Source organism: Spirosoma montaniterrae (assembly GCF_001988955.1).
Lineage (GTDB): Bacteria > Bacteroidota > Bacteroidia > Cytophagales > Spirosomataceae > Spirosoma > Spirosoma montaniterrae.
This window is the reverse complement of sequence record NZ_CP014263.1, coordinates 2,735,776-2,760,407: the sequence shown is the minus strand read 5'-3', so window position 1 is coordinate 2,760,407 and position 24,632 is coordinate 2,735,776. Positions and strand designations below refer to the sequence as shown.

The window sequence follows — 24,632 nt, the reverse complement described above, 5'->3', positions numbered from 1 at the left end:
CTCAAACATCTTTATTTCGGCTGGTATGATATACGTCCAGAAAGAGAAGCGAATCCATCTGAATTTTGTAGACAATTGCATAATCATGTTTATACAAAGCGCGTCGGTAGATAGCGTCTGGTGTTTTCATGATTGTGTACTCGACATAAGCATGTGGATTTAGTGGTATCTTATTGACGGTAAAACTCATTATACCACTTGTAAGTTTACGGGCGCGAACACTGGAAAATTGGCTAACGTATTGTTGAATGGCGGCTAATTCCTCAAGAAAATTGTCGGAATAAAGTAACTCCCAGTTATTGACAGTCATAGGTTTAACCGGCGAAGGGCTTCTTCGTATGAATAAGTTTTTCCGGTCTCGGCTTTTTGTAAGCGATTCGTTAATTCATCATCTGTGAGCATGGGTCCTTCGGCTGGAAACGACTCGATGAGGTCAAACTCAATCAATTGTCGTTGCGCCAGCGCATTTAGAATATTCACAACAAAAGCCTCGTCGTTGTCGGCTAAAACCGTCACCTCTATTGTTTTCATAACTCGGTATTTTAACCAAATATACTAACTCATCGCCAAATTGTCACACCTTTTCACTTGCCTGATGCTATGGCAATGGCTTCCTGCGCCTGTTGCACAACGGCTTCAGGCGTTTGGCCCGCCGGTTCGATGCCGGGCAGCACGGTCCAGGCCATACGCGAGAACGACCGCAGCGGAAACATGCCTTTGGGATTAAACCGCCCCGTACCCGAAATAGCAATGGGTACTACCAGTGCCGACGGAGCGCGTTTGAGCAGAACGGCCACGCCAGCAGCCGCAAACGGGCGCATCGGCCCCAATGCCGAGCGGGTTCCTTCGGGGAAAATCACCGCCGAGTAATTGTGTTCCTGAATGTGCTTGCCGAGCCGCCCAATTTCGGAAATGGCCTGTTTGGGGTTGTTGCGGTCGATAAGCGCGGCCTGACTTTTTCGCAAGTTATACGACACGCTTGGCAGGCCGTGAGCCAGTTCGATTTTAGAAACGAAGATGGGCGTATGCCGACGCAGAAACCACGCAATTGGCGAAATGTCGAACATGCTCTGGTGGTTGGCTACGAAAATCAGTGGTCGGTTGGTGGGCAGGTGCTGCACGTTATGAAACGTAAATCGGCTACCCGTCAGCAGCCAGCCGTAAGCAATGCTGGCGTTCATAAGGTCGGCCATTTTTTTCTGAACCGGGCGACCAAACAGGTGAAAACTAACGACCTGCAATACGTGAAAAAAGCCCAGCAGAAACCAGAAATACAGAATATAGACAGAACTAAGTATGTAGTCGAGCAGGCGTTTCATTGAGCGGTGAGAAGCACGTAGATGAGTAAGAATCATTGATTTGGGCAAAAATACGGGTTCTGGTTTTGCGCCGGTACAGAAATTAAGAATAGAATGCAGATTGCTTTTCAATTAAGCCGTACCTTGCGGGAATTACCGTGCTTATTCAAAACGGTTTCTTGTTACATGATAACGCTGACTGGTTCTCGCCTTGAAGTGATGCGCTTTGTGGGCGAACAAATAAATACATCGCTGGCCGAGTTTCTGAAACCTATCGAAACCAACTGGCAACCGGCTGATTTGCTGCCCGATTCCACGCAGGAGAATTTCCTGGACGAGGTTCGGCAACTGCGCGAAGCCGCCCGCGAACTGACCTACGACTATGTGGCCGTGCTTATCGGCGATACCATTACCGAAGAGGCCCTGCCTACCTACGAATCGTGGCTGATGGACATGGAAGGCGTTAATCAGGGCGAGGCCGATGGCTGGAGCCGCTGGATTCGCGGCTGGACCGCCGAAGAAAACCGCCACGGCGATTTACTCAACAAGTTTTTGTACTTATCAGGCCGGGTGAACATGCGGGCGATGGAAGTGTCGACGCAGTACCTCATTGCCGACGGCTTCGACATCGGCACGGGCCGCGATCCCTACCGTAATTTTGTCTATACGTCGTTTCAGGAGTTGGCTACCAACGTCTCGCACCGCCGAACGGCTACGCTTGCCAAGCAAATGGGCTGCACACAACTGTCGAAAATTTGTGGCGTTATCGCGTCCGACGAAATGCGTCATGCCAAAGCGTATAAGGCATTCGTAAAGCAGATTTTTGACGTCGACCCGTCGGAGATGATGCTGGCATTCGAAGACATGATGCGGAAGAAGATTGTGATGCCTGCTCATTTTCTGCGCGAAACGGGCGTAAAAATGGGACAGACGTTCAGCCATTTTTCCGACGCGGCTCAGCGGCTCGGCGTCTATACCACCCACGATTACATCGATATTGCCGACTCGCTCATTCAGGAGTGGAACATTGCCGCCGTTACCGACCTGAACGACAAGGCCCAACGCGCCCGCGACTACCTGATGGCTCTGCCCGACCGCCTGCGCCGGGTAGCCGACCGCACGCGCATTCCCACGCTGGAATACCAGTTTAGCTGGATCGACTAAGCCGTATGGACCGCTTTGCCCTCGGCATTGGCTGGCGCATTGCCGGTATCGTTGTGCTGACCGGCGCGATGGTGCTGCTCTATATGCGTTCGGTTAACCTGTTGTGGCTCTTGCCATTACTCATTGTTCATAGCTCGTTATCCGTTAACCTCTACCAATACGTAACCGGCCTGAATCGTAAGCTAACCCGCTTTCTGGAGTCGGTGCGCTACGCTGATTTTGCCGTGGCGTTTCGCTCCGATAGTAATCTTGGCCCTTCGTTTCAGAATCTGAACGAGCAGTTCAATGAAGTTCTCGATGCGTTTCGGCAGGCGCGGGCCGAGAAAGAAGCCAATCTGCATTACGTCAACACGATTGTACAGCATGTCAGCGTTGGCTTGCTGACGTTCGACGGTGCCGGGCAGGTCGAATTAGTCAATCAGTCGGCTCTGCGGCTGTTAGGCATCTACCGGCTTCGCACGCTAAGCGATCTTGCCAATACGCATCCCGATCTGGCGCAGTTGCTGCGGGCTTCGTCGGGCCGGGCCACGCCCGTATCATATCAGACCGGCACAAACGGCGAACTGTCGGTGCGGTGTGTGGCGGTGCGGTTACGCGGGCGGCTCGTTACGGTGGCATCGCTGCAAAATATCCGTACCGAACTGCAACAGCGCGAACTCGAAGCCTGGCAGAACCTGACCAAAGTGCTGCGCCACGAGATCATGAACTCCATTACGCCCATCGTGTCATTGGCAGGCACCATGCGCGACATTGTAGAAACCGATCTGGTGCCGTTATCGAAACAATCCGAGGCTTTGCCCCAACAGGCTGGTGAGGCCGTGGCCGATCTGCGCGACGCGCTCCAAACTATTGAACAGCGGGGCGAAGGCGTGATGCGATTTGTAGACGCTTACCGACACTTTACGACTATTCCGCAACCCGTTTTCGCCGACGTTTCGGCAGAGCATTTATTACAGCGCGTCGTGCAGTTGGTTCAGCCCGATTTGCAAAAAGCCCGCGTCAGTCTACAAACCATGTCGCCCAATCTGACTATCCGGGCCGATGCCGGGCAGATTGAAATGGTGGTGCTGAATCTGTTGAAGAATGCCGTTGAAAGCCTCGAAAACACGCCCGACCCCGGCATTCGACTCAGTGCAGTTCTACACGGAGCGCAAGTGGTAATTGAGGTATCAGACAATGGGCCTGGCATCGAACCCGAAGCGTTGGAGCAGATTTTTATCCCGTTTTATACCACTAAAAAGACAGGCTCAGGCATCGGCCTAAGCCTGTCGCGGCAGATTATGCAGCTTCACGGGGGCCAACTCACCGCCGAGTCGACGCCGGGTAAAGGCAGCACATTTCGGCTGATTTTCTGACGTTTTTGGAGATACTTGTATGAAATAGAATCAGGTAGTATAGCTGGCGCGAAATGAGACGCAAAGGGTTGCGTCTCTACGTCGGATGATATGTGCCAATGCAACGTCAAATTGGCATTATTTCCGCAGTACGTATTTGTCGGCGTTTTCGCCCGTAATTTTTTTGCCTTCCATATCTAAATGCGTCAGCGTGTTCTCGCCAACGGCGTACTGGTTTGGCATGTCAACACCGGTTAACGTAATGGTGTTTCCGTCAGGCTTCCACTCAAATTTTCCTTTGCTTTCAGAAACCTTGCCATCGCCTTTGCCGAGGTATTTGGTTTTTTTTACAAACTCCCCGTTTTCGGTTAGCTGCACTTCGGTTTCAATGCCTTCGCAATCGGCGCAGGGAAGCGTACCTTTATACGTACCCGCATAATCGAGAGCGGTGCGTGAAGTGCTGCCATCAACGAGCGTATCCCGCTCAACAACAGCAGTCTGTTCTTTTGTCTCGGTTTTCGACTGGCAGTTCCAGAGCAGAACCGCAGTACAGAGGGTGATAATAAGCGTTTTCATATAAACGAGTCGGTTATAGTCAGCTTGCAAAGCGGGCATCAAACGTCCCGCGTCCAAACAATAAAGTCGGTAACGGGAGCTTCGGGCAGCATAGGCCGGATGAGTTGCACCACCTGCCCCCGGTGATAAGCCGCGTGGTGGCTCATGTGCGTCAGAATATCGAGCAACGTACTTTTATACGGTTCGCCTTTGGAACTCATGTAATCGATGGGTTCGAGCAGATTAGTTTCCGGTAGGCTCGTCACGTAGCTGGTAATTCGGCGGTGCTGCCGTTGGGCGGTTTCTTCCATCCAGCTCACGGGTGTATCTTCCCAAATCGACACGAACGTGGTTTCATGCAGCACCCGCCCGAACCAAACCTGTTGAGCCGCCAGAATATGACCCATCACGGCCACGGCCCGCGCCGGAGGATTATCGAGCGTTTCCAAGGCCATAATCACGCGCTGATTGGCCCACAGTTCGTAATCGAGCAAATGCAGAAGGTAGTTTTTCATTGAATACCGCGCTTAATAGCCTGATACAGAGCTTCACCTACATTGGTTCGTGTATTTAACTGACTGATGCGGTTGTTGTTTCGGGTGGGGTAGACGCGATTGCTTAGAAAGACATACGTCAGGTTATATGCCGGATCAGGATCGACCCACGTGAACGTGCCCGTAAAGCCCGAATGCCCGAAACTGGCGGGTGTTGCCGACCGTGGCGCGTTGCCGCTGTAGGTGAACGATGGCTTCTCAAAGCCCAGCCCGCGCCGGTTGCCCAACTCCCTGAACTGGTAGCGCGTAAACTCGCCGATGGTTTTTTCGGAAATAAACCGCTGCCCGGCATACTGCCCGCGCTGCCGGTACATCTCCACCAATTTCATCAGATCGTTGGCTGTGCCGAACAGCCCGGCGTGTCCCGACAGTCCGTTTAGCATGGCCGCGCCTTCGTCATGAACACGACCCCAAATGAGCGTTTTGCGGAACAGCGAATCATATTCAGTTGGCACAATCCGACTCAGGCTGTAAAACCGACGCGGGTTGTAGGTGAGCGTAGCAGCACCGAGCGGACCGTAAAAGTTGGTTTTCAGATAACCTTCAAACTCCTCGCCTGTCAGGTTTTTCACGACCTGCGGATACAAAATAAACGACAGGTCGGAATAAACGTACTCCTTCTTATCACTAACGGGCGATTCCTTGATGGCTTTGTAGATGGTTTTTACGTATTTCCGGTTCAGGAAGAGGCTGTCGGTCACTTCTATCGAATAGCGTTTCGAGCGTTTGGCGCGGAAGGTTCGGGGCTTCCAGGTTACGCCCGGTTGCCCGGCTTCGCCCGTGAGCGCGTCGCGCCAGAACGGAATCCAGGCTTTCAGGCCGGCCTGATGCGTCAGCACGTCGCGCCAGCGGAGGTTGGCTTTGTTCGATTTTTTCAGGAACGGCAGGTAATCGTCCATGGTGCCGTCGAGGTTGAACTTGCCTTCGTCGACCAACCGCATCAGCGCGGGCGTGGAGGTGCTGACTTTCGTGACCGAGGCCATGTCGAACAGGTCGTCGGGTTGTACGGGTTTTGGTTCAACACCTAACGACGCATCATAGACATGTGTGCCGTAGGCTTTACGGAAAATCACTTTACCGTCCTTCGCCATCTGCACCACACAGCCCGGAAACGCCCGCTGACTAAGCCCTACATTCACTAACGAATCGACCTGCCGGGTCAGGAACTGCCCGTCGATGCCCACTTCTTCGGGGATAGTGTATTTCATCCGTCCGATGGGTTGCAGCATAATACCGTCGCCCGTCCGAAACCGCTGATTTACCGTAACGGGCAGTTTGCCCTGTGCGCCAATGGCTCCGAAAATCAACTGGGCCGATAGCTCTTCGGTGTAGTTGGTTAACTGATAGGGCAGCACAATGGCCCGCGCCCGTTCGATGCTGTAGTTTAGCTGGGCCGTGTCGGCGGGGAAGGTGAGTTTGTCCAGTACGTAAGCATTGCCAAATACCGTCACAACGGCTTTGCCTGTCGCCACCAGTTCACTCACCAAACCAGCGGTTTTGGCTTGCAATCCGTAGCGGGCACCCGGCCTGATGTTGTTCAGGTGTACGTCGACCAGCAGCAGATTATAATTTTTGAGCGATTCGTGCACCTGCGCCAGCGTAGAGTCGGGCGTTTTGGAACTGATATTAAAATGATCGACCTGCGTGTAGTTGGCGGCCATTTTCTGAAAAGCCGTAATGCTCTCGCTTTCAACGGATACCGACGCAATCCGTAGTGTGTCGAGCCGTTGCAGGGGTAGCAGATTGGCTTCGTTTTTGAGTACGGTCAGGCTTGCTTCGGCCATTCGGCGATTCAGCAGTTCGTCCTGCACCGGATTCAGATCGCGCACTAAATTGTCGAGCACAACGGGTTTGTACTGATCCAGCCCAACCCATGCTTTAGCCCGCAGCACCTTCCGGCAGCGTTCATCAATCGACTCCTGCGAGATGCGCCCATCCACAACAGCCTGTTTGATTTGCGCCAGTGCTGCCGGAATGTCTTCGGTAAATTCGAGTACGTCCATACCCGCTTCAATGCCCATCCGGTCGGCCTGCCCCGACGGGAAATACTTTGTCACGCCTTTCATGTTCATGGCGTCGGAGAAGACAAGCCCCTGAAAGCCGAGTTCGTTTTTCAGTAAGTTGGTAACGATATTGGGCGATAGGGTAGAGGGGCGGTTGCGGGTGGTGTCGAGGGCTGGAATGTTCAGGTGGGCTACCATAACGCCTGCCGCCCCGGCATTGATAAGCTGTCGAAACGGATACAGTTCGAGCGAGTCGAGTTGGGCGCGGCTTTTGGCAATCAGCGGCAGGTCGTAGTGCGAATCGGTGCCCGTATCGCCGTGTCCGGGAAAATGTTTGATGCTGGTTAACAGCAGGTTGTCCTGCATACCACGCAGATAAGCCAGGGCTTTACGGGCCACCGCGTACTTATCTTCGCCAAACGAGCGGAAGTTGATAACCGGGTTGTTGGGGTTATTGTTGACATCGACGGAGGGCGCAAAATTGACATGCATACCGAGCCGACGCGACTGCCGGGCGAGGTTGGCCCCCATCTGGTAGATGAGCGAATCGCTACCTGTGGGCATGGCACCGAGCGTCATCTGGTAGGGGTAGCGCACGGTGCTGTCGAGCCGCATGGCAATGCCCCATTCGGCATCCATTGCCACGAGCAGTGGCACTGCCGAAAGGGCTTGCAGCCGATTGGTCAGTTTAGCCTGCCGGATAGGGCCACCCTGAAAAAACACCACTCCGCCCAGTTTGTTTGTCCTGACAAGCGTAACGAGCGAATCTTCGTAAACCGGTTTGCGGTTACTGTAGGCCGCCACCATGATGAGCTGGGCAATGCGCTCGTCGGGCGTGAGGCTGGTAAAGACCGAGTCGGCCCAGCGGTTTTTGGCTTCGGTCAGTTGCAGGAATTGGGGCGTAACAGCCTGCGAGAATGCGCGTGTGGCAAGTAAAACAAAGAGTAATAGAATCGGCAGAGACCGGCGGGTGGTCATGGGCAAACGGTTTTGGGTCATTAAAAGCCCAAAAGTACGAAGAGCCGGGGATTAAACCCCATCCCAACCCCTCCCCGTTAGGGAGGGGCTTACTCTCGTAAGCTTCTTTAGAAGCCCCTCCCTAACGGGGAGGGGTTGGGGTGGGGTTACTTCTCGTGTTCCCCTTAAAAAAACTACCGCCGATAGCGGCTGCGGTATTCAGGACCAACACCGAAACTGTAGCCCAGCGTGAGCGTGATGGTTGAGTTTTGCAGCGAGTTGCGCCGACCCCATAGGTTAGGCAAACCCGCCTGCACTTCGCTCAGACCGAGCGTATAGCGGGCATCGATCAGAAACCGCTGCCGCTCACCTGCACCGCGCCAGTTGAGTTGGAAACCGCCCGTAGCACCGAGGTCCAAGCTGTTGAAATCATTGTTGTTATCGCCGTTGATAACCGGGCCGGAGCCTTGCAGGTATTCGCCGTTGACGCGTTTGGCATTGAGCCGGACGCCGAGCGAGGGGCCAATGTATACGTTAGGCCGGAAATTGCCGTTGAGCGTCAGGAAATATTTCGCTACCACTGGAATTTCGAGGTAATTGACGCGCTGCGTAAATTCCAGATTATTACCCCGATAACGCGCTCCCCGCTGCGAGTACAGCACATCGACTCCGAGACCAAAATGATTTAGCGAACTATACATTAAGCCAACACCAGCAGCCAGACCGGGTTTCATGCTCATGCCATCGGAGTTACCCCAGTAGTTAGACAAATTCAGGCCCAAACGTGGCCCCGCGCTGAAGCGTTGCTGTGCCGAAGCGGCTGATACTGAGACTGTGAACAAAAACGTTGAGAGCGTTAAAACACGTAGTGAAATTGTACGGAACATAGACTGTTAAGATAGAATGATTTGCCCGGTTAACGCTGTGCCGCTCTGAAATGTTTTACTTCGGTAACTAACTTTTAGGTAATAGCATGAGCTTTGTTAGCAATGAAATAGATTTATTTTTTGATGTAATTGTCTTTAGGTAATTTTGATAACAAACTATGACTATGAACAGGCCCTCCTTGTACTTTACGGACGAACATGAATTGTTTCGGCAGAGCGTCCGGCAGTTTATTCAAAAAGAGGTGGTGCCGCATACGGAAGAGTGGGAGGCCAATCGGCGAATTCCAGTTTCTATTTTTCAGCGCATGGGCGAGTTGGGCTACCTCGGCTTGCCTTTTCCCGAAGCCGTTGGCGGCACCGGAGCCGATTTCTGGTACTCGGTCGTTTTTCTGGAAGAACTGGCCCGCTGCGGCATGGGTGGCTTTACTACCGCCGTCAGCGTACATGAGTACATGGCCGTGAATCATATCTTTAAAACAGGTAGCAACCTGCTGAAAGAGAAGTACTTGCGCCCGGCCATTGCGGGCGAAAAAGTGGCCGCCCTCGCCATTACCGAACCCGACGCCGGTTCCGACGTGTCGGCTATCCGGACTACCGCGCTCCGCACCGACACGGGCGATGAGTTTATTATTAACGGCGCAAAAACCTTTATCAGCAACGGCACCTACGGCGATTTCGTAACGCTCGTAGTGAAGACAAAAGCAGAGGCTGGCATGAATGGCATCAGCCTTGTGGTGGTCGATTTAGACAGCCCCGGCATCACGCGCACAAAACTCAACAAAATAGGCTGGCACTCGTCCGATACGGCTGAAATCCGCTTCGACGACGTGCGGGTGCCGGTCGAAAACCTGATTGGGCAGGAAAATATGGGTTTTTATTACCTCATGGAGAGCCTGCAACTCGAACGGTTGGTAGCTGCCGTAATGGCCGTATCGGGTGCGCAACTCGCCCTCGACTGGACGCTGCAATACCTCAACGAGCGCGAAGCTTTCGGCAAGAAAATTGGTAAGTTTCAGGCCATTCGCCACAAAATTGCCGACGTTGCCACTGAAATCGAAATGGCCCGGCAGTTTGTCTATCACACTTGCTGGCTCTTCACGCAGGGCGAAGTGGTGGTGAAAGAATGCTCGATGGCGAAACTGGCAACGTCAGAAATGCAAAAGCGCGTGGTAGATACCTGTCTGCAATTTTTCGGCGGCTACGGCTACATCGAAGATTACCCCATTGCCCGCGCCTACCGCGACGCCCGCGTAGGCACCATTGCGGGCGGCTCCTCCGAAATCATGCGCGAAATCATCGCCAAAATCGTAGTCGACGCTGTAGCGTATAAGCCTGTTTATGAGTAAAATAGCTCAATGTTTTCGAATAGCTTTTCGTGTTGCTTTCTGAAAACGCGTTCTAAAATAATTTGCACTGGCAATGCTGATCTGAAGCGTATTTCTTCGCTGACAATTGTGAAATCGTTGTCTGGCTTCAGCGTAAAAAGCATGTCGATGTGGATTAGCTTGAATACGGTTGCCTGCATAAAAACCGTATGCTGAGCAGCGTTACTTTCGATAATGGCGGGATACGTGAAAGAAAAGGAAAGGACGCCGAGAGGCAGGGTTTCAAAAACGAGGTAGTTGTTGTGCCCTGTTTCCTTTATTTGCGTAATGACAGGGTGAACCTGAGCAAATGTTTGCACATATCCGCATTAAAACAGTTCGTCGTTCGGCGATTATCTACTATGGCAATGTCTGTTTTTGTGGTCGGTAGCTCTAATACCGATATGGTAGTGAAAGCACACAAATTACCTGCCCCCGGCGAAACGGTCATGGGCGACCTGTTTTTGATGAATCCGGGTGGGAAAGGTGCCAATCAGGCTGTGGCAGCGGCCCGCCTGTCGGAACCCGGAAGCCCGGCCATCCGGTTCGTGGCGAAGGTGGGCAACGACGTGTTTGGTCATCAGGCTGTGGAGCAGTTTCGGCAGGAAGGCATCGACAGTACCCACGTGCTGACCGACCCGCAGCATCCCTCCGGCGTCGCGCTCATCAACGTTGATGCCAAAGGCGAAAACTGCATTGCCGTAGCTCCCGGTGCCAACCATCAGCTTCGGCCCGCCGAGGTGCTCGATGCACTGGAGCAGGCCCCCGCCGGTAGTCTCCTGCTGCTGCAATTAGAATCGCCACTGCCAACGGTCGAAGCTGCCGTTCGGGCGGGTCGTGAGCGTGGACTGCGCGTAGTGCTCAACCCGGCCCCGGCGCAATTGTTGCCTGCCGACCTGTTGGCCCAGCTATTTATGATTACCCCCAACGAATCGGAGGCTGAATTGCTCACCGGTATGCGCGTCACGGATATGGCTTCGGCGCATCGGGCCGCCACGTACCTGCAACAGGCCGGGGTCGCCAATGTGGTGATCACGCTGGGTAGTAAAGGTGCGTATCTGCTCGAAGCCGATGCGACTGAAGGCCAGCTTATTGCAGCCGCACCCGTAACGGCCCTCGACACCACAGCCGCTGGTGATTGTTTCAACGGCGCGTTGGTGGTGGCACTGGCCGAAGCCAGCCCCCTGCCCGATGCGGTGGCGTTTGCCTGCCGGGCGGCTGCCATTTCCGTGACACGCATGGGAGCACAAGCCTCGCTACCTTACCGAAAAGAACTGAATGAGCTGCCCTTAACTCTTTAACTCACAACTGGTTGTGTTTATCGTTTCTACCTACGGCACTGCCGTGTTTTGCTGCCTGATCACGATGCTCTGCTGGGGGTCGTGGGCCAACACTCAGAAACTGGCTCAGGCCAACTGGCGGTTCGAACTGTTCTATGTCGATTATGTGCTGGGCATTGTGCTCACGGCCCTGCTGCTGGCCTTTACGCTGGGTAGCACCGGTGCCGACGGTCGCTCGTTTCTGGCCGATCTTGGGCAGGCCAACACAGCGAATCTGGGATTAGCCATCTGGGGCGGGGTGCTGTTCAACGCGGCCAATATTCTGCTGGGAGCAGCTATTGCCATTGCAGGGATGTCAGTGGCCTTCCCGGTGGGCATCGGCCTGGCGTTGGTAATCGGCGTGGTCGTTAACTACCTCGATGCCCCGGTGGGCAACGCGGGCTTGCTGTTTGGCGGGGTCGCGCTGGTGATGGGGGCTGTGCTGTTCAATGCCGGTGCTTACCGCAAACTGGCCGGGGCCACCGCTGCCGGGGGTCGCTCCGGCGTATCGACCAAAGGGCTGGTATTGAGCGTAGTGGCTGGGGTACTGATGGGCTTTTTCTACAAGTACGTGGCAGCCTCAATGACCACTGATTTTGCCCAGCCCGAAGTGGGTAAACTTACGCCTTATACGGCTCTCGTCTTTTTTGCGCTGGGGATTCTGTTGAGCAACCTGCTGTTCAACACGTACCTGATTTACCGGCCTTTCGTAGGCGAACCAACCAGCTACCGGGCCTACTTTCGGGGTAGCCTGCGCGACCACGGCATGGGGTTGCTGGGGGGCTTTGTCTGGATGCTGGGTATGTCACTCAGCATTCTGGCGTCTGAAAAGGCTGGTCCGGCCATCAGCTATGGGCTGGGGCAGGGGGCCACGGTGGTAGCCGCGCTATGGGGTATCTACATCTGGCGCGAGTTTCGGGGTGCCCCGCGTGGTACGTCGACCCTACTTAACGCCATGCTGCTTTGCTACGTCATTGGCCTGGGCCTGATTATTGCCGCCCGGTAAGATAAACCACAGTTCATGGGTTGGTAGCCCGAAAACCCACTCCCTTATTTCATCATGAAAATCCGACAATTGCTGATTCTCCCGCTTGTTTTTTGCTGTCTACACACCACCACGCTTTTGGGACAGACCCGCAAAGCACCCGTCAACCTCATTTTTGATACCGACATCGGCCCCGACTACGACGACGTAGGGGCCATTACACTGCTGCACGCCCTGGCCGATTCGGGGCAGGTACGTATCCTGGCTACGGTAGCCTCGAATAGCTCGAAGTACATCGGCCCCACGCTCGATGTGATGAATACCTATTTTGGGCGACCCAATCTGCCCGTTGGCGTAGTGCGGGGCCGGGCTGTCGAGTTGCAGGCGTCGCAGGGCTGGGATTCGCTGCTGGTAGCCCGCTACCCGCACGACCTGAAGACCAACCAGCAAGCCGAGGATGCTACCGTACTGTACCGCAGGCTGCTGGCCGACCAACCCGACAATAGCATGACCATTGTGACGGTCGGGTTTTTTACCAATATGGCGAACCTGCTCGAATCGAAACCCGACCGGTATTCTTCGCTCGATGGTGCTGCACTGGTGCGCAGGAAGGTGAAACAAGTAGTAAGCATGGCTGCCAACTTTGGCCCCGATATGGGCAAGCATCGCGAGTTCAATGTCGAGAAAGACGCGCTGGCTTCCGTTTACGTATTCAAAAACTGGCCGACACCTATTCTTTTCAGTGGATTTGAGATTGGTTCGCGCATTTTCACGGGCCTGCCCTTAGTAGCCAGCAGCTACCAGAACTCGCCGGGTAAAGATGTATTTGCCCGGTCGATTCCAATGGACAAAAACGATAAAAATGGCCGCATGAGCTGGGATCAGACCGCCGTGCTGGTGGCTATCAAAGGCTATGAACCCTATTACTCGATAGTCGAAGGGCGGATTATCCCTAAAGCTGATGGCAGCAACGGCTGGGACCCTGCGGGCCGGGGCCATGCTTACCTGGTTGAGAAAATGCCGGCTGCTCAGGTACAGGCTGTTATCGATCAACTGATGCTGCACCAACCCGTTCGGCGTTAACCCCGGAATTGATCCATAGAAACCTGATGCGTCGACTGCGTGGTTGCCGGGCGGGCAGGTTTTAAGGGCTGAGGTGGCTGCTTGGGAGCGAAAAAGATAAAGTAAATTGCCATTGCCAGCATAAACAGAATAGCGGCTGTGGTGGTAGCGATCCAGAGCGGCCACAGCCGTTTTTTGGTGGCCGACGCGTGAATACGATCCTTGAGTGCATTACGCAGATCGGCCAGTTGCTCCGATGTTGGCGTGGCCGCCTGCTGCATGGCTTCCAGACCCGACAGTGCGTCGGCGTAGAATGGGTCTTCGAGCAACAGCCGCTCCACGCGGTGCCGTGCCGGTCCGCTGAGTCGTCCGGCCTGATAAGCCCGCAGGTCATCGAAAGTCAGGTGGTCGTTCATGGCTGTTTTTGCATACAAAGTTTCAACATTCTTCGCCCATTTTGCAAGTGGCTTTTTACCTGCTTCAGGCCATAGCCCGTTTGCTGGGCCACGTCGGCATAACTTTTCTGTTCCAAATAGAACAATGTCAGGCAAATACGCTGTTCGGCTGGCAATGTTTGAAGGCAGGCTTCCATGCGCGAGAGGTCTTCTTCGTGATCAGATTCACTAAAATCGATCAGCGAGTGGTCTTCCTCAGTGTCTTCATCCAATTCATTGGGCAACAGCGAGGTTATCACGGGCTGCGACTGTCGTTTGCGAAGCTGCATTAAACAGTAATTTCGTGCCACGGTGTGCAGCCATGACTGAAACTGCTGCACGTCGTGACGGCGCAGGTCGGTCACTAACTGCTCAAACAAGTGCATTACGGCGTCTTTGGCTTCGTCTTCGTCGCGCAGGTAGTTGAAACACACGGCATATACCAATTCCATGTGCCGTTCGTATAACTCGCCCAATACGGCCACGTCGCCCGTAGTGCGGTACGTCGCTACAAACTCGGCGTCGGTGGTTGGACGGGGTTTACGAAAACGTTTTAAAAACATTGAATGCCGCGCTGCTTGTTGAATAGATGCATTGACTAACAAAATTCCATACATGCCTGTCCGAAACCCCACCACCGGCCCGCTTCTGGGCCTTCGCATCCTGGATTTGACGCGTTTGCTGCCCGGCCCGCTCGGCACGATGCTCATGGCCGATATGGGTGCCGACGTAATCAAGATCGAACTGCCAAATGCCCCCGATTACGTTCGCGCGTTTCCGCCCTATATCAACGGCGAATCGGCTAATTATATGGCTTATAACCGCTCGAAACGAAGCATTTTTTTAGATTACCAAACGCCCGACGGCCAAACGCAGTTTCTTGAATTGGTTAAAACCGCCGACGTGGTGGTAGAACAGTTCCGGCCCGGCCATCTCGACCGGCTGGGCATTGGCTATGCTGCCGCTCGCGCCGTGAATCCGCGCATTATCTACGTATCCGTAACGGGCTACGGCCAAACCGGCCCCTACGCGCATCTGGCCGGGCATGACCTCAACTACATTGCACTGGCGGGCGTGCTGGGCCTGACTGGTACCGACCCAACCGATGCTCCCGTAATCCCCGGCGTTCAGGTAGCCGATATTGCAGGTGGCTCTTACGGTTGCGTGATGGGTACGCTGGCGGCTCTCTACGCCCGCGAACGCACTGGCGAAGGGCAGCACGTTGACGTGTCGATGACCGATGCCGTAATGCCTTTACTTTCGGTAGCTTATGCGACCTATGCGGGCGGACTACCTACCGAGCGCGGGCAGATGCCATTGGCGGGTGGCCTGCCCAATTACGGCATTTACCAGTGCCGCGACGGAAAATACGTAGCCCTCGGTACGCTCGAACCGAAGTTCTGGCAAAAGTTTTGCACCCTCGTCGACAAACCCGACTGGTTAGGCTTTATTCTACCGCAAAACCCGGCGCAACTGGCTGCGTTCAAAGCGATAATTCAGGAATTATTCGTAGAAAAAGACCGCGCTGACTGGGTTCGATTCGGTCTGGAAAGCGACATGCTCATTACGCCCGTCAATGAACTGGCCGATCTGGAAACCGACCCGCATCTGTCGGCCCGGCAGATGGTCGTGACGCAACAGCACCCCGTAGCGGGGCCATTTCAGAGTATCGGCGTACCGCTGAAGTTTTCAACTACCCCCGCCCAACCGGCCTGGCCCGCGCCAAAACCCGGCGAAGATACCTCCGGGGTGCTGGGTCACTCGCTCGGAAAATGATCTGGTACTAAACTTAGCGCGTCTATCTACGTTGATTCTTCGTCGCATGGCGACCCAATGTTTGTAGTAACAAGCGAAATGTTGGGAGCCTACCGTCGCGTAGCGACTAAACAAATCACAACGACGTTATGAAACCCTTCTTATTTCTGATAAGCGTATCAATTGCCGGTCTGTCGGGCGGTGTTTACGCGCAAAGCAATCAGGCACCAGCCATGCAGCAGTCGACCTCAACCGAGACGAGCCGCCCGGCTACCCAACCCCGGCCCGAACTGCAAAAAACAACCCCGAAGCAGCGGCAACGGATGGAAACCGGTTTAGACACTACACTACCTAAAAACCGGCCTTCGCAACCGAATCGTAATCGAAAACAACGACGGCTTCGACCCGATTCGCTGCGCCGGGGTGGAGCCACGCGCTTGGATACGGTGCGATAGGAAGGAACGTCAGGTTCGCTGACGTTCGCGTTTTCGTTCTTCGCGTTTGGCTTTGCGTTCAGCCTTTCGCTCTTCGCGCTTTTCTTTCCGTTCGGCTTTGTTTTCGGCGCGGGCCTCTTTGAGGTTATCTTTTACGCTCTTCAGCGCGTCGCCAAAGGTGATGTTGTTGTCGAGTTGCCCTTTGAATGCTTCGATGTAGGCATTGCGCAATAACCCAAAAATAGTAGGCCACACAGCGGTAGTTACGTTCTCGGTAGTACCCGATAGCGGAATGCGCGTAGCTACCTGATCCTGGCGCGGGTTAGTGAGCAGAGTCGTTCCTGCCTGCGCCAGCAATTCCGTGAAAAACTTGCCCACCGAACGGTTTTCGCGTTCGTTCAGCTTAAAGATTTTCATGTCTTTGGTCAGCGGTTTAATATAGCCGTTGAACCGCCCGTCGTACATCGCCATTTCGCTGTAAATGCTTACCGTGCCCTTCTCGAAATCAATGTTGGCATATTCGCGGGCCAGATTGTTGATTTTGGGAAGTTGCACGTCGGTGAAGCGCAGGTTATAATCAAAGTCGGGCATCACCTTCAGCAGATTCATATTGGCCGAGAAATCTAACTTGCCGCCGTAACCGGGAGCGTCGGCGGTGGCTCTTACGGGCGAAGGCAACTTGTTGGCCTTATCGTCAACATTGCGGATGTTGCGAAGTTCAGCATTGAAGTTCTGAAGCGACAAATCGGCGCGGGGCTGTGTTACCAAACTGGTGAGATCAATCCGCCCGTTGATAACGGCAAAGCGGTTGATACTGATGGGCAGCAGCTTTTTCAAATACGCTGTCCAGTCGACTTCAGCCCCGGTTTGGCTACTGGCTTCATCTTCGCTGAAGGCAAAGTTGAGTTCGGGTTTGTAGGCTTCTACCTCGCTCACTAATTCGCCCTTGAACAACGATGCCCACTCGACCGACAGGTCGGTTTTGGGCATGTATAGGAATGGTTCCTTGATTTTGCCGTTAATCTTGCGGATGCGCAGGTCGTCAATTTGATAGGCACCGCGCAGCAACTGAATATCGATGTCTTCAACGTGGCCGGTATAGCTACCCATGTCGGCCAGTGTTTTATTGACATATCGAAGAACGAAGTAAGGCAGCAACAGCCGCGCCACTACCAGCAGCACGACTAATGCGATGAGAATTTTTGTTGTGCGTTTCAAAACGTTGAGTCTATAAAGGGGAACACAGATTTAACGGATAAAACGGATTCAAACAGATTTTTGATTTAAAATCGAAGAAAGAAATCCGTGTTAATCCGTTTTATCCGTCCAATCCGTGTTCCATCCCTACTCTAACCACATCACCTTTTCGTAAGCCACTTCGTAATCCATTTCTTCGAGCGGAATCAACCCGGCGAAACGACCCGTTTCATCGGTTTTTACGGCGTTCCAGCGACCCGATGCGTCGCGGAGCAACAACCGATACCCATACAGTGGGTGCAGTGTGGCCGCGTCGGAGCGGTGGTCCCAGCCGGTTTGCAGTTCAATGGCGAAGCCAATACGATTTAGCACCTCATCCATCTGCCCGGTCAGGCTGTCGGCTCCGTCCAATTCTTCAATCCACAACACCAGCCCATCCGTGCCCCAATCGAAATGGAGCGGGGTGGGCGTAAGAGTTATTATCGATGCGTTCATGTTTTCAGTTAACAGGCAACAGTCATCAACCAACAGTAGGGAAACGTAACGGTGGCTTGATGACTACGCTTAGCTTAAGCAACTTGCAACCACGCACTGTTGGTTGTTGGCTGTTCGATGTTCACTGACTCGCGCCATTTGCGTAGCCAAAAGCGGTATTTCTTGCGACCATAGTCGACAAAGCCGGGAATCGATGTGGCTTCAACGGCAAAGAGTCTGTGTGGTGGCTGCTTCATCACGCCTACGAACACAAACCGAAACTGCCGCGTACTGGCCCATTCAAACCCATCGGCATAGCGTAGACTGTCGAGATAAAAAGCCGCCTGCCGGTCGTAATCGTAAGTATAGCACGATTCCAGAAACTGCGCCTGGGTGCGGGCCGAGGTTGTTTTAATATCGATGATAAGTGCGTTGCGTCGTTTCGGGCTGGTGTAGACCATATCTAACCGAGCCTTGCAATCGACGCCCATGGTTGGGTCTGTAAACAGCACCACCCGTTCGCGCTCCGACTGCCGCAGATACCGCCGACAAAATGCATCCTGCCGAATCTGTTTCGTCAGAGTATTCAGTTGGTCAGATTGCTTTGGGGCTAAGTCGGGCAGTAGCTGCGCCAGCACCGTGCCAATAGTTTCAGGCTCAAGCAGATGCTGGTGGAAGGCCCGGCCAAACACCTTTGCCTGCTCAAACTGCTTCGGCGGAATATCCTGACCCAGACTGTAGCCCAAATGCTCTTCTTTCAGCCGCGTCAGGTCGGAGTTCGACACGCGCATCAGCGCACGGTACTCATTGTCAGGCAACTCAATAGAAAGGGATGACGGCATTTTTAGTTAAAATTAGCCAGCAGCCAGCAGTTCGGGTTCGTCGGCGGCCTGAATGAAGGGATTGTAGTAGTTCATCGCCGTTTTGATATTGGCAATGTCGGTGAGCGTTTCCTGACGGAAAATCTTCACATCCTGCGCAAACTGCTTCAACTCGACGGTTTGTTCGGCATTCGCCATTTTGTAGGCGAACGTGGCGATGTAATACACGCCCTTCGGCTGAATTTTGGTGTTCTCTTTTTTCTCAGCTACGGCAGTAATCACCACGTCGGCCAGGGTGAGGTCGTCGTAATAAAGCGGTTCGATCAGTCGGAAAATGTTATCGACGCTGTAGCCATGAAACAGTACCGCCGAGACGCAGTTTTTGTCGTCGATGAAGAAAATTTCTGCCCAGTTTTTGGTGCCCATGTTCAGGATATTGTCCGTGAAGATGCGCCACGCAACAGGCTGGAAAGTGAGTGTGCGGCCCAGCTTTTCAGTGCCGTTGATATTAAACACACCCTCTTTGGCATCGAAGCGGTACTGACGCGGGTGGCCTTCGAGGTATTTGTATTTATTGACAACCTCGCCCGTCTGCTCATGCAGCTTTTGATACGGCTTTAACGGGCTTTCATTTTGAATTGTCAAAAGTTGGGTTTTGTTTTGTGTGTTCATTAGTATTTGTTGTTTACTGTTCAAGCAGGGGGGCCGCATTGCGCTCCCTTTTGCCTTTTACAGAGGGCTTGTTTACAGCTTTAAATATACACAGTTTTGTGTAATTCACAAAGCCACAAAAAAATGTTTTTATACGGGGAACACGGATTAAACGGATGGGACGGATAAACACGAATTTTTGGTTTTTACGTCAGCAACAAAGAAATCTGTGTTTATCTGCCCCATCCGTTCAATCCGTGTTCCCTTTTAAGATTTTACATAATTTTAGGTAAAAACCTGCATCATGACCATTCACGTTCGGCTACAGCAACTCATCGATGCCTTAGACATCAGCGTACTGGAATTTGCCCGGCAGTTGGGCGAACGGCGGGGCGAAAAAGTATATCATATTTTGCACGGTCGGCTGAAACCACGCTACGATACGCTCGAAAAAATTGTGGCTGTTTACCCGCAGGTCAATGCCGACTGGCTATTGCGGGGCGAGGGGCTGATGTTCAAGCAGCTCGGTTCGCCCTCGGCGGCAATGAATACTGAAGAACGCCTGCGCAACATGGAGTTTCTGCTGTTTCAACTCAACGAACGCATGGCACTGCTTCAGGAAACCAACGACCTGCTGCGGGTTGAAGTCGCCCGGCTGCGCGAGAGCCGATAAAGGCAGTATCAGCGGCCTGGTTCCAGCTTTATAAGCCAACCGTTGGGTCGTGTGGATGCGACCTGGGGTCGACTATCTGCCATGAAACTTCTCATTTTTCTCCTGATTACGACCACCACCGGTTGGGCGCAGTTAACGCCCCGTAATCTGCTGGCTACCCGCTATCCGGTCTCGTCGGTGCAGGCAGCGTTGATGCCTCGCGCCAACTGGAAACCTTATCCCAACACGCCCGAAGCCTGGCGGCAGGCACTGCCCGATTCGGTTCGGACGGGACTTGTCCGGGCGGGCGAACGGGCCGCGAACGAACCCTTTACGCCCCTTACGGCCACACTCACACTCGATTATGTGCGCAACACCAACCGGACGCGCTACGAGGCCGTTTCGTTCGGGCGTCGGCACACGCTGATGGATCTGGTGCTGGCCGAGTCGGTAGAAGGGCAGGGGCGATTTACAGACGCAATTCTGAACATGGTCTGGGCCATTTGCGAAGAAAGCGGCTGGGGCGTTCCGGCGCACCTCGGCGGGCAGAAAACCGGCAACGGCCTGTTCAATGTCGAAGACCGGACGGTCGATTTGTTCGGAGCCGAAACAGCCGCCGTGCTGGCCCTGACCGATTATTTCGTGGGCGACCAACTTGCCAAAGCTTCGCCGTTGGTGCGGCCCCGTATCTACCTGGAAACCAATGAGCGGCTTTTCAAACCCATTCAGGAATCGAATCGCTACGGCTGGCTGAATCCTGCTGCCAAAGTGAACAACTGGAATCCGTGGATTATGGCGAACTGGCTCACGGCCACGCTGTTGCTCGACCCCGATGAAAGCTGTCGTCAGCAAATGACTTTCGCGGCTATGAAGGGTCTCGATATTTACCTGAACGGGCTGGGCGAGAACGGCGGCTGCGACGAAGGGCCAAGCTACTGGTTTGCGGCTGGTGCCTGCGTGTTCGACGCCCTCGAACTGCTACACAGTGCCACTGACGGCAAGGTGAATATGTACCGCGAACCGCTCATCCGAAACATAGCCTCGTATGTCTACAAAATGCACATTGCCGGAGCCTATTTCGTGCCCTTCGCCGACGCCGACCCAACCCTTACGCCCGATGGTCTGATGCTGTATCGCTTCGGGCAACAGATTCAGGACGACACCCTCAGCCGCTTCGGGCGGTGGGCGTATCGCACGTTTGGCTATTCGGAGTCGAGCAGTAATACCCACCGTAGTCGGGGCTTTCATCGGCAGCGGAAAATAAACAACCTGCTTACAATCAGGCAAATGAAAGCGGGAGATGACTTTTTTGAACCAGTACGCGACGTGTGGTTTCCCGACGTACAGGTCATGACGGCCCGTTCGCCGAGGGGGCTGTACGTGGCCGCGCACGGGGGACATAATGCTGAAAGCCACAACCATAACGACGTGGGTGATTTTATTCTGTACGCCAATGGAAAGCCCGTTATCATCGACGCAGGCCGGGGAACCTACACGGCTAAAACGTTTTCGTCGAAACGCTACGAACTCTGGTGGACGCAGTCGCAATATCATAACCTGCCCATTATCAACGGCGTAGGGCAACCGGTAGGCCGGGCTTGTGAAGCCCGGAACGTTCGGTATGCCGCCGATGCCCGCAAAGCCACGCTGAGCATGGACTTGACCCGCGCCTATCCTGCCGAAGCAGGCATACAGTCGTGGAATCGGACTATTGCGCTTAACCGGGTAGCCGAGAGCCTGACCCTAACCGACGCTTACGTGCTCAAAACCGGGCCGTCGTCGCTGCAACAGGCATTTCTGACCACCTGCACCACCGATACCAATACGCCCGGCCAATTGCTGCTAACCACGCCCGACCGCTCCACAACGGTTCGGCTCCAATACGACCCCAAACGCTGGTCGGTGGCGGTGGCTCCGGTAACGCTGACGATGCCCGACGACGAAGGATTTATCAACAAATGGCCTAATCAGACCATTCAGCGCGTTTTGCTCACGGCCCGGCAACCCGGCGCAAATGGGCAGAGCGTTTTCACGTTTTCGCTCCGCTGACCGAAACATGCTTTCGCCAAACAAACCGGTTTATCTGTGGTTATACACAAAAAAAGAGCAACGTTATGGCTACTGTATCACCATTCGACCCTAACAAGGTAGACCCCGAATTTTATTCGCAAGACCCCAGCCAACATGGCGATTCTGACTACGGTCGGGAATCGGAAGGGGTTGGAAATCAGCAAACCGGCACCACGTCGGGCATGGACCAGGACACGAACACGCGTAACATGGTTGCCGAAACCCGCGAAGCAAACGTAGGCGAAGGCAGTGTAGACACGCCCAAAGGCGAAAGTTTGGGGACCACGCAGGAATGGGACGTGAATCCTGAGGCCGTGAAAAACGACGACACGAGCGAACCAAGCCGCATGATCAGCGATGAAGCCGCTGCCAAGTTGGATTCGGTAGCCGAAAACCCCTCGGACGATGCGCTGTTTCACCGGGCTGACGCCACATACCTTGAGGAAGGCGATGACCCAAATCAGGGTTATGATCCTCACAACAAAGGGTACGACAATAAAGACAAAGAGAATCCGAAGTGACTCTTTCTGTAGAATATGTATAAAAAAGAGCCGAAACGTGCGTTTCGGCTCTTTTTTGTGAGTAATAAGACCTAACTGCTTGCTTTTCACCAAACCGATTTGCTGTTTTAGTACCGAAACTTAAGCCTGTGGGTGATGCTACCCGCTTTTTGCTTTGCTAATTGAAACTCGTGCCTATGCGCGGGCGGGCCTGTTTGGCAACCCGTCCGACGGATTCTTCGGCAAAACCATTGCCATCAGCGTTCGTAATTTTGGAGCCTCGGTTACGCTCTACCCATCGCCCGAACTGACTATTGAACCGCAGGTGCAGGATACCAATGTGTTCCGCAGTCTGCACCACCTGCGCGATTCGGTTGGCATGCTTGGTTATCATGGGGGCGTTCCATTGCTGAAAGCGTCCATCAAAAAATTCGCCGAATACTGCGATAAGGAAGGTATCCGGCTGCCCAATCAGAACTTTTCGATTCGCTACAGCACGTCGATTCCACGGCAGGTGGGTTTGTCGGGGTCGAGTGCCATTATTGTGGCGACGTTTCGGGCACTGATGCAGTTCTACAACGTCGAGATTCCGCAGCCCATTCTGCCCAATCTAATTCTGGCAACCGAAACCGACGAGCTGGGCATTGCCGCTGGTTTGCAGGACCGCGTGATTCAGTGCTATGAAGGCTGCGTGTACATGAATTTCGACCGCCCGATTATGGAGCAGCAGGGCCACGGCGACTACGAACCGCTCGATCCGCACCTGCTGCCGAAACTCTACATCGCCTATAACACCGACCTCGGCAAACAGTCGGGGCGGGTGCATAACGACGTGCGGGCGCGGTGGCTTCAGGGTGAACCGCTCGTCCTCGACACAATGAACGCCATTGCCGACGTAGCGCGACAGGGCCGCGACGCCCTGCTCCGGCGCGACAACGACGCTCTGAACGATCTCGTGAACCAGAATTTCGACCTGCGCAGCCGTATCTACGCCATCAGCGACCGCAACCGGAGCCTGATCGAACTGGCGCGGGCCTGTGGCGCATCGGCTTCGTTTACCGGCTCTGGCGGGTCGATTATTGGCCTGTACCGCGACGACGCCATGCTGAACCGCCTGTTCGTTGAACTCCGAAAAATCAATGCCAGAGTGATTAAGCCATATGTTTTGTAAAATGAATGACTGGTTGAATGATTGAATGATTGAATGTGTCGGGCAAAGATTAATTCAATCATTCAATCATTCAATCATTCAACCAGTCATTCATTCCATCATTCAACCAGTCATTCATCTTCTATGATAAAAAAAGCCGTTATTCCTGCTGCCGGGCTTGGTACCCGGTTTTTGCCTGCCACGAAGGCGCAACCCAAAGAAATGCTGCCTATTATTGACCGGCCTACGATTCAGTACGTGGTGCAGGAAGCCGTTGATTCGGGTATCGAAGACATCCTGATTATAACCGGCAAAGGCAAACGAGCCATCGAAGACCACTTCGACCGGAACTACGAACTCGAAACCCGGCTCGAAGAAAAAGAAGACCAACTGCTGCTCGATGAAATGCGTCGGCTATCAGACATGGCGAATCTGCATTACGTGCGGCAGCGCGAACTCAACGGGCTGGGCGATGCCATTCGGTATGCCAGGCATCACGTTGGTAATGAGCCATTTGCGGTGTTGCTTGGCGATACCATCATGGACTCGGTGATTCCAGTAACGCAGCAGCTTATCGACACGTATGCACAGTATGGTGGCTCGGTGATTGCCGTGGAAGAGGTGCCGCACGACAAGGTAAACCGCTACGGCATTGTGGGCGGCAAACCCGTTAGCGACCGCATTCTGGCCCTGGATACGCTGGTCGAAAAACCGGCTTTGGCCGAAGCTCCGTCTAATCTGGCAATTGCGGGCCGGTATATATTGACGCCCGACATTTTTCTGATGCTGGAGCAAACGCCCGTTGGTAAAAACAACGAGATTCAGCTTACCGACGCGCTGCTGCTGCTGCTCCGGCGCGAAAATCTGTACGCCCACCACATCGAAGGCAAACGCCATGACATCGGTAATAAACTCGATTTTCTGAAAACAACCGTCGAATTCGCGCTGAAACGCCCCGAGTTCGCCGACAAATTCCGGGCGTTTCTGGAAGAGATTGTTCGGAACGGATAGC

Annotated in this window: 27 protein-coding genes; 13 read left to right on the top strand and 14 right to left on the bottom strand. The window is 53.8% G+C overall.

Annotation, left to right across the window (positions count from 1 at the left end; translation table 11 throughout):
• Position 1 precedes the first annotated feature (1 nt).
• From AWR27_RS12005 to AWR27_RS11995, 3 genes are read right to left on the bottom strand one after another with little or no spacing between them, the layout of a single operon-like run.
• Positions 2-310 carry a type II toxin-antitoxin system RelE/ParE family toxin gene (locus tag AWR27_RS12005; protein WP_077131394.1) on the bottom strand — a complete coding sequence of 103 codons (309 nt, stop codon included), beginning with the start codon at positions 308-310 and terminating at the stop codon, positions 2-4.
• Positions 307-531 carry a hypothetical protein gene (locus tag AWR27_RS12000; RefSeq protein WP_077131393.1) on the bottom strand — a complete coding sequence of 75 codons (225 nt, stop codon included), beginning with the start codon at positions 529-531 and terminating at the stop codon, positions 307-309. Before AWR27_RS12000 ends, AWR27_RS12005 begins: the two co-directional genes overlap by 4 nt.
• A 53-nt stretch (positions 532-584) precedes the next feature.
• Entirely contained in the window at positions 585-1,319 is a 735-nt protein-coding gene (locus tag AWR27_RS11995; protein ID WP_077131392.1) for a lysophospholipid acyltransferase family protein, read from the bottom strand.
• A gap of 198 nt (positions 1,320-1,517) precedes the next feature.
• Here AWR27_RS11995 and AWR27_RS11990 point away from each other — a divergent pair, with 198 nt between their 5' ends.
• On the top strand, positions 1,518-2,462 hold the full coding sequence (locus AWR27_RS11990) for an acyl-ACP desaturase (protein WP_077133949.1): 945 nt from the start codon (positions 1,518-1,520) through the stop codon (positions 2,460-2,462).
• Positions 2,463-2,467: 5 nt separating this feature from the next.
• Positions 2,468-3,817, top strand: coding sequence for a sensor histidine kinase (locus AWR27_RS11985; RefSeq protein WP_077131391.1), 1,350 nt, complete (start codon positions 2,468-2,470; stop codon positions 3,815-3,817).
• A 117-nt stretch (positions 3,818-3,934) separates the two neighbouring features.
• On the opposite strand, the gene AWR27_RS11980 is transcribed toward AWR27_RS11985, so the two are convergent.
• The 4 genes from AWR27_RS11980 to AWR27_RS11965 form a co-directional block, all read right to left on the bottom strand.
• Complete coding sequence (locus AWR27_RS11980; protein ID WP_077133948.1) at positions 3,935-4,372, bottom strand: copper resistance protein NlpE; 438 nt, start codon at positions 4,370-4,372, stop codon at positions 3,935-3,937.
• 38 nt (positions 4,373-4,410) lie between these two features.
• The gene (locus AWR27_RS11975) at positions 4,411-4,866 is read right to left on the bottom strand and encodes a DinB family protein (RefSeq protein WP_077131390.1); all 456 of its coding nucleotides are present in this window, start codon (positions 4,864-4,866) and stop codon (positions 4,411-4,413) included.
• Positions 4,863-7,886, bottom strand: coding sequence for a glycoside hydrolase family 3 N-terminal domain-containing protein (locus tag AWR27_RS11970; protein ID WP_077131389.1), 3,024 nt, complete (start codon positions 7,884-7,886; stop codon positions 4,863-4,865). Before AWR27_RS11970 ends, AWR27_RS11975 begins: the two co-directional genes overlap by 4 nt.
• A 173-nt stretch (positions 7,887-8,059) precedes the next feature.
• Positions 8,060-8,707 (bottom strand): porin family protein, encoded by a 648-nt coding sequence (locus AWR27_RS11965; RefSeq protein WP_232326046.1) that lies wholly within the window; start codon positions 8,705-8,707, stop codon positions 8,060-8,062.
• A 203-nt stretch (positions 8,708-8,910) separates the two neighbouring features.
• Here AWR27_RS11965 and AWR27_RS11960 point away from each other — a divergent pair, with 203 nt between their 5' ends.
• A complete protein-coding gene (locus AWR27_RS11960) occupies positions 8,911-10,098 on the top strand; it encodes an acyl-CoA dehydrogenase family protein (RefSeq protein WP_232326045.1) in 1,188 nt (395 codons plus the stop codon).
• Here AWR27_RS11960 and AWR27_RS11955 read toward each other — a convergent pair.
• Positions 10,089-10,436 carry a hypothetical protein gene (locus tag AWR27_RS11955; protein ID WP_077131386.1) on the bottom strand — a complete coding sequence of 116 codons (348 nt, stop codon included), beginning with the start codon at positions 10,434-10,436 and terminating at the stop codon, positions 10,089-10,091. The genes AWR27_RS11960 and AWR27_RS11955 overlap by 10 nt on opposite strands.
• A 42-nt stretch (positions 10,437-10,478) precedes the next feature.
• Between AWR27_RS11955 and rbsK the strand changes: the two genes are divergently transcribed.
• Genes rbsK through AWR27_RS11940 form a run of 3 tightly spaced genes read left to right on the top strand, consistent with a single transcriptional unit; the run spans position 10,479 to position 13,503 of the window.
• Positions 10,479-11,417, top strand: coding sequence for a ribokinase (gene rbsK, locus AWR27_RS11950; RefSeq protein WP_077131385.1), 939 nt, complete (start codon positions 10,479-10,481; stop codon positions 11,415-11,417).
• Between the two features lie 13 nt (positions 11,418-11,430).
• Complete coding sequence (locus AWR27_RS11945) at positions 11,431-12,441, top strand: multidrug DMT transporter permease (protein WP_077131384.1); 1,011 nt, start codon at positions 11,431-11,433, stop codon at positions 12,439-12,441.
• Between the two features lie 54 nt (positions 12,442-12,495).
• The gene (locus tag AWR27_RS11940) at positions 12,496-13,503 is read left to right on the top strand and encodes a nucleoside hydrolase (RefSeq protein ID WP_077131383.1); all 1,008 of its coding nucleotides are present in this window, start codon (positions 12,496-12,498) and stop codon (positions 13,501-13,503) included.
• Here the strand turns inward: AWR27_RS11940 and AWR27_RS11935 are convergent.
• Together AWR27_RS11935 and AWR27_RS11930 are read right to left on the bottom strand one after the other, a co-directional pair.
• Positions 13,500-13,898, bottom strand: a complete 399-nt coding sequence (locus AWR27_RS11935) for a hypothetical protein (protein ID WP_077131382.1) — start codon at positions 13,896-13,898, stop codon at positions 13,500-13,502. The genes AWR27_RS11940 and AWR27_RS11935 overlap by 4 nt on opposite strands.
• A complete protein-coding gene (locus AWR27_RS11930) occupies positions 13,895-14,479 on the bottom strand; it encodes an RNA polymerase sigma factor (protein WP_077131381.1) in 585 nt (194 codons plus the stop codon). Before AWR27_RS11930 ends, AWR27_RS11935 begins: the two co-directional genes overlap by 4 nt.
• A 52-nt stretch (positions 14,480-14,531) precedes the next feature.
• Here AWR27_RS11930 and AWR27_RS11925 point away from each other — a divergent pair, with 52 nt between their 5' ends.
• The gene (locus AWR27_RS11925; RefSeq protein WP_077131380.1) at positions 14,532-15,692 is read left to right on the top strand and encodes a CaiB/BaiF CoA transferase family protein; all 1,161 of its coding nucleotides are present in this window, start codon (positions 14,532-14,534) and stop codon (positions 15,690-15,692) included.
• A gap of 128 nt (positions 15,693-15,820) precedes the next feature.
• On the top strand, positions 15,821-16,126 hold the full coding sequence (locus AWR27_RS11920) for a hypothetical protein (RefSeq protein ID WP_077131379.1): 306 nt from the start codon (positions 15,821-15,823) through the stop codon (positions 16,124-16,126).
• 9 nt (positions 16,127-16,135) lie between these two features.
• Here the strand turns inward: AWR27_RS11920 and AWR27_RS11915 are convergent, their stop codons facing one another.
• The 4 genes from AWR27_RS11915 to AWR27_RS11900 all read right to left on the bottom strand — a co-directional run bounded on the left by AWR27_RS11915 (position 16,136) and on the right by AWR27_RS11900 (position 19,269).
• Entirely contained in the window at positions 16,136-17,323 is a 1,188-nt protein-coding gene (locus AWR27_RS11915) for a DUF748 domain-containing protein (RefSeq protein WP_077131378.1), read from the bottom strand.
• 126 nt (positions 17,324-17,449) lie between these two features.
• Positions 17,450-17,797, bottom strand: coding sequence for a hypothetical protein (locus AWR27_RS11910; RefSeq protein ID WP_077131377.1), 348 nt, complete (start codon positions 17,795-17,797; stop codon positions 17,450-17,452).
• A 74-nt stretch (positions 17,798-17,871) separates the two neighbouring features.
• Positions 17,872-18,618: a PD-(D/E)XK nuclease-like domain-containing protein gene (locus tag AWR27_RS11905; protein WP_077131376.1), complete on the bottom strand. Its 747-nt coding sequence runs from the start codon at positions 18,616-18,618 to the stop codon at positions 17,872-17,874.
• Positions 18,619-18,630: 12 nt separating this feature from the next.
• Positions 18,631-19,269 carry a hypothetical protein gene (locus AWR27_RS11900; protein WP_077131375.1) on the bottom strand — a complete coding sequence of 213 codons (639 nt, stop codon included), beginning with the start codon at positions 19,267-19,269 and terminating at the stop codon, positions 18,631-18,633.
• Between the two features lie 283 nt (positions 19,270-19,552).
• On the opposite strand from AWR27_RS11900, the gene AWR27_RS11895 reads away from it, so the two are divergent.
• The 5 genes from AWR27_RS11895 (at position 19,553) to galU (ending at position 24,631) form a co-directional block, all read left to right on the top strand.
• Positions 19,553-19,921, top strand: coding sequence for a helix-turn-helix transcriptional regulator (locus AWR27_RS11895; RefSeq protein WP_077131374.1), 369 nt, complete (start codon positions 19,553-19,555; stop codon positions 19,919-19,921).
• Positions 19,922-20,002: 81 nt separating this feature from the next.
• On the top strand, positions 20,003-21,949 hold the full coding sequence (locus AWR27_RS11890; RefSeq protein ID WP_077131373.1) for a heparinase II/III domain-containing protein: 1,947 nt from the start codon (positions 20,003-20,005) through the stop codon (positions 21,947-21,949).
• A 65-nt stretch (positions 21,950-22,014) separates the two neighbouring features.
• Complete coding sequence (locus AWR27_RS11885) at positions 22,015-22,491, top strand: hypothetical protein (RefSeq protein ID WP_077131372.1); 477 nt, start codon at positions 22,015-22,017, stop codon at positions 22,489-22,491.
• A gap of 154 nt (positions 22,492-22,645) precedes the next feature.
• On the top strand, positions 22,646-23,641 hold the full coding sequence (locus tag AWR27_RS11880) for a mevalonate kinase family protein (protein ID WP_077131371.1): 996 nt from the start codon (positions 22,646-22,648) through the stop codon (positions 23,639-23,641).
• Positions 23,642-23,764: 123 nt separating this feature from the next.
• The gene (gene galU, locus AWR27_RS11875; RefSeq protein WP_077131370.1) at positions 23,765-24,631 is read left to right on the top strand and encodes a UTP--glucose-1-phosphate uridylyltransferase GalU; all 867 of its coding nucleotides are present in this window, start codon (positions 23,765-23,767) and stop codon (positions 24,629-24,631) included.
• Position 24,632 lies beyond the last annotated feature (1 nt).

What these genes read in the sequence shown, in the direction of transcription:
- AWR27_RS11910 (WP_077131377.1), bottom strand. Translation starts at nt 17,797, where the DNA reads ATGAACGCATCGATAATAACTCTTACGCCCACCCCGCTCCATTTCGAT.
- AWR27_RS11895 (WP_077131374.1), top strand. Translation starts at nt 19,553, where the DNA reads ATGACCATTCACGTTCGGCTACAGCAACTCATCGATGCCTTAGACATC.
- AWR27_RS11925 (WP_077131380.1), top strand. Translation starts at nt 14,532, where the DNA reads ATGCCTGTCCGAAACCCCACCACCGGCCCGCTTCTGGGCCTTCGCATC.
- AWR27_RS11905 (WP_077131376.1), bottom strand. Translation starts at nt 18,618, where the DNA reads ATGCCGTCATCCCTTTCTATTGAGTTGCCTGACAATGAGTACCGTGCG.
- AWR27_RS11960 (WP_232326045.1), top strand. Translation starts at nt 8,911, where the DNA reads ATGACTATGAACAGGCCCTCCTTGTACTTTACGGACGAACATGAATTG.
- AWR27_RS11970 (WP_077131389.1), bottom strand. Translation starts at nt 7,886, where the DNA reads ATGACCACCCGCCGGTCTCTGCCGATTCTATTACTCTTTGTTTTACTT.
- AWR27_RS11980 (WP_077133948.1), bottom strand. Translation starts at nt 4,372, where the DNA reads ATGAAAACGCTTATTATCACCCTCTGTACTGCGGTTCTGCTCTGGAAC.
- AWR27_RS11995 (WP_077131392.1), bottom strand. Translation starts at nt 1,319, where the DNA reads ATGAAACGCCTGCTCGACTACATACTTAGTTCTGTCTATATTCTGTAT.
- AWR27_RS11990 (WP_077133949.1), top strand. Translation starts at nt 1,518, where the DNA reads ATGCGCTTTGTGGGCGAACAAATAAATACATCGCTGGCCGAGTTTCTG.
- AWR27_RS11930 (WP_077131381.1), bottom strand. Translation starts at nt 14,479, where the DNA reads ATGTTTTTAAAACGTTTTCGTAAACCCCGTCCAACCACCGACGCCGAG.
- galU (WP_077131370.1), top strand. Translation starts at nt 23,765, where the DNA reads ATGATAAAAAAAGCCGTTATTCCTGCTGCCGGGCTTGGTACCCGGTTT.
- AWR27_RS11985 (WP_077131391.1), top strand. Translation starts at nt 2,468, where the DNA reads ATGGACCGCTTTGCCCTCGGCATTGGCTGGCGCATTGCCGGTATCGTT.
- AWR27_RS11920 (WP_077131379.1), top strand. Translation starts at nt 15,821, where the DNA reads ATGAAACCCTTCTTATTTCTGATAAGCGTATCAATTGCCGGTCTGTCG.
- rbsK (WP_077131385.1), top strand. Translation starts at nt 10,479, where the DNA reads ATGGCAATGTCTGTTTTTGTGGTCGGTAGCTCTAATACCGATATGGTA.
- AWR27_RS12000 (WP_077131393.1), bottom strand. Translation starts at nt 531, where the DNA reads ATGAAAACAATAGAGGTGACGGTTTTAGCCGACAACGACGAGGCTTTT.
- AWR27_RS11940 (WP_077131383.1), top strand. Translation starts at nt 12,496, where the DNA reads ATGAAAATCCGACAATTGCTGATTCTCCCGCTTGTTTTTTGCTGTCTA.
- AWR27_RS11935 (WP_077131382.1), bottom strand. Translation starts at nt 13,898, where the DNA reads ATGAACGACCACCTGACTTTCGATGACCTGCGGGCTTATCAGGCCGGA.
- AWR27_RS11885 (WP_077131372.1), top strand. Translation starts at nt 22,015, where the DNA reads ATGGCTACTGTATCACCATTCGACCCTAACAAGGTAGACCCCGAATTT.
- AWR27_RS11890 (WP_077131373.1), top strand. Translation starts at nt 20,003, where the DNA reads ATGAAACTTCTCATTTTTCTCCTGATTACGACCACCACCGGTTGGGCG.
- AWR27_RS11900 (WP_077131375.1), bottom strand. Translation starts at nt 19,269, where the DNA reads ATGAACACACAAAACAAAACCCAACTTTTGACAATTCAAAATGAAAGC.
- AWR27_RS12005 (WP_077131394.1), bottom strand. Translation starts at nt 310, where the DNA reads ATGACTGTCAATAACTGGGAGTTACTTTATTCCGACAATTTTCTTGAG.
- AWR27_RS11975 (WP_077131390.1), bottom strand. Translation starts at nt 4,866, where the DNA reads ATGAAAAACTACCTTCTGCATTTGCTCGATTACGAACTGTGGGCCAAT.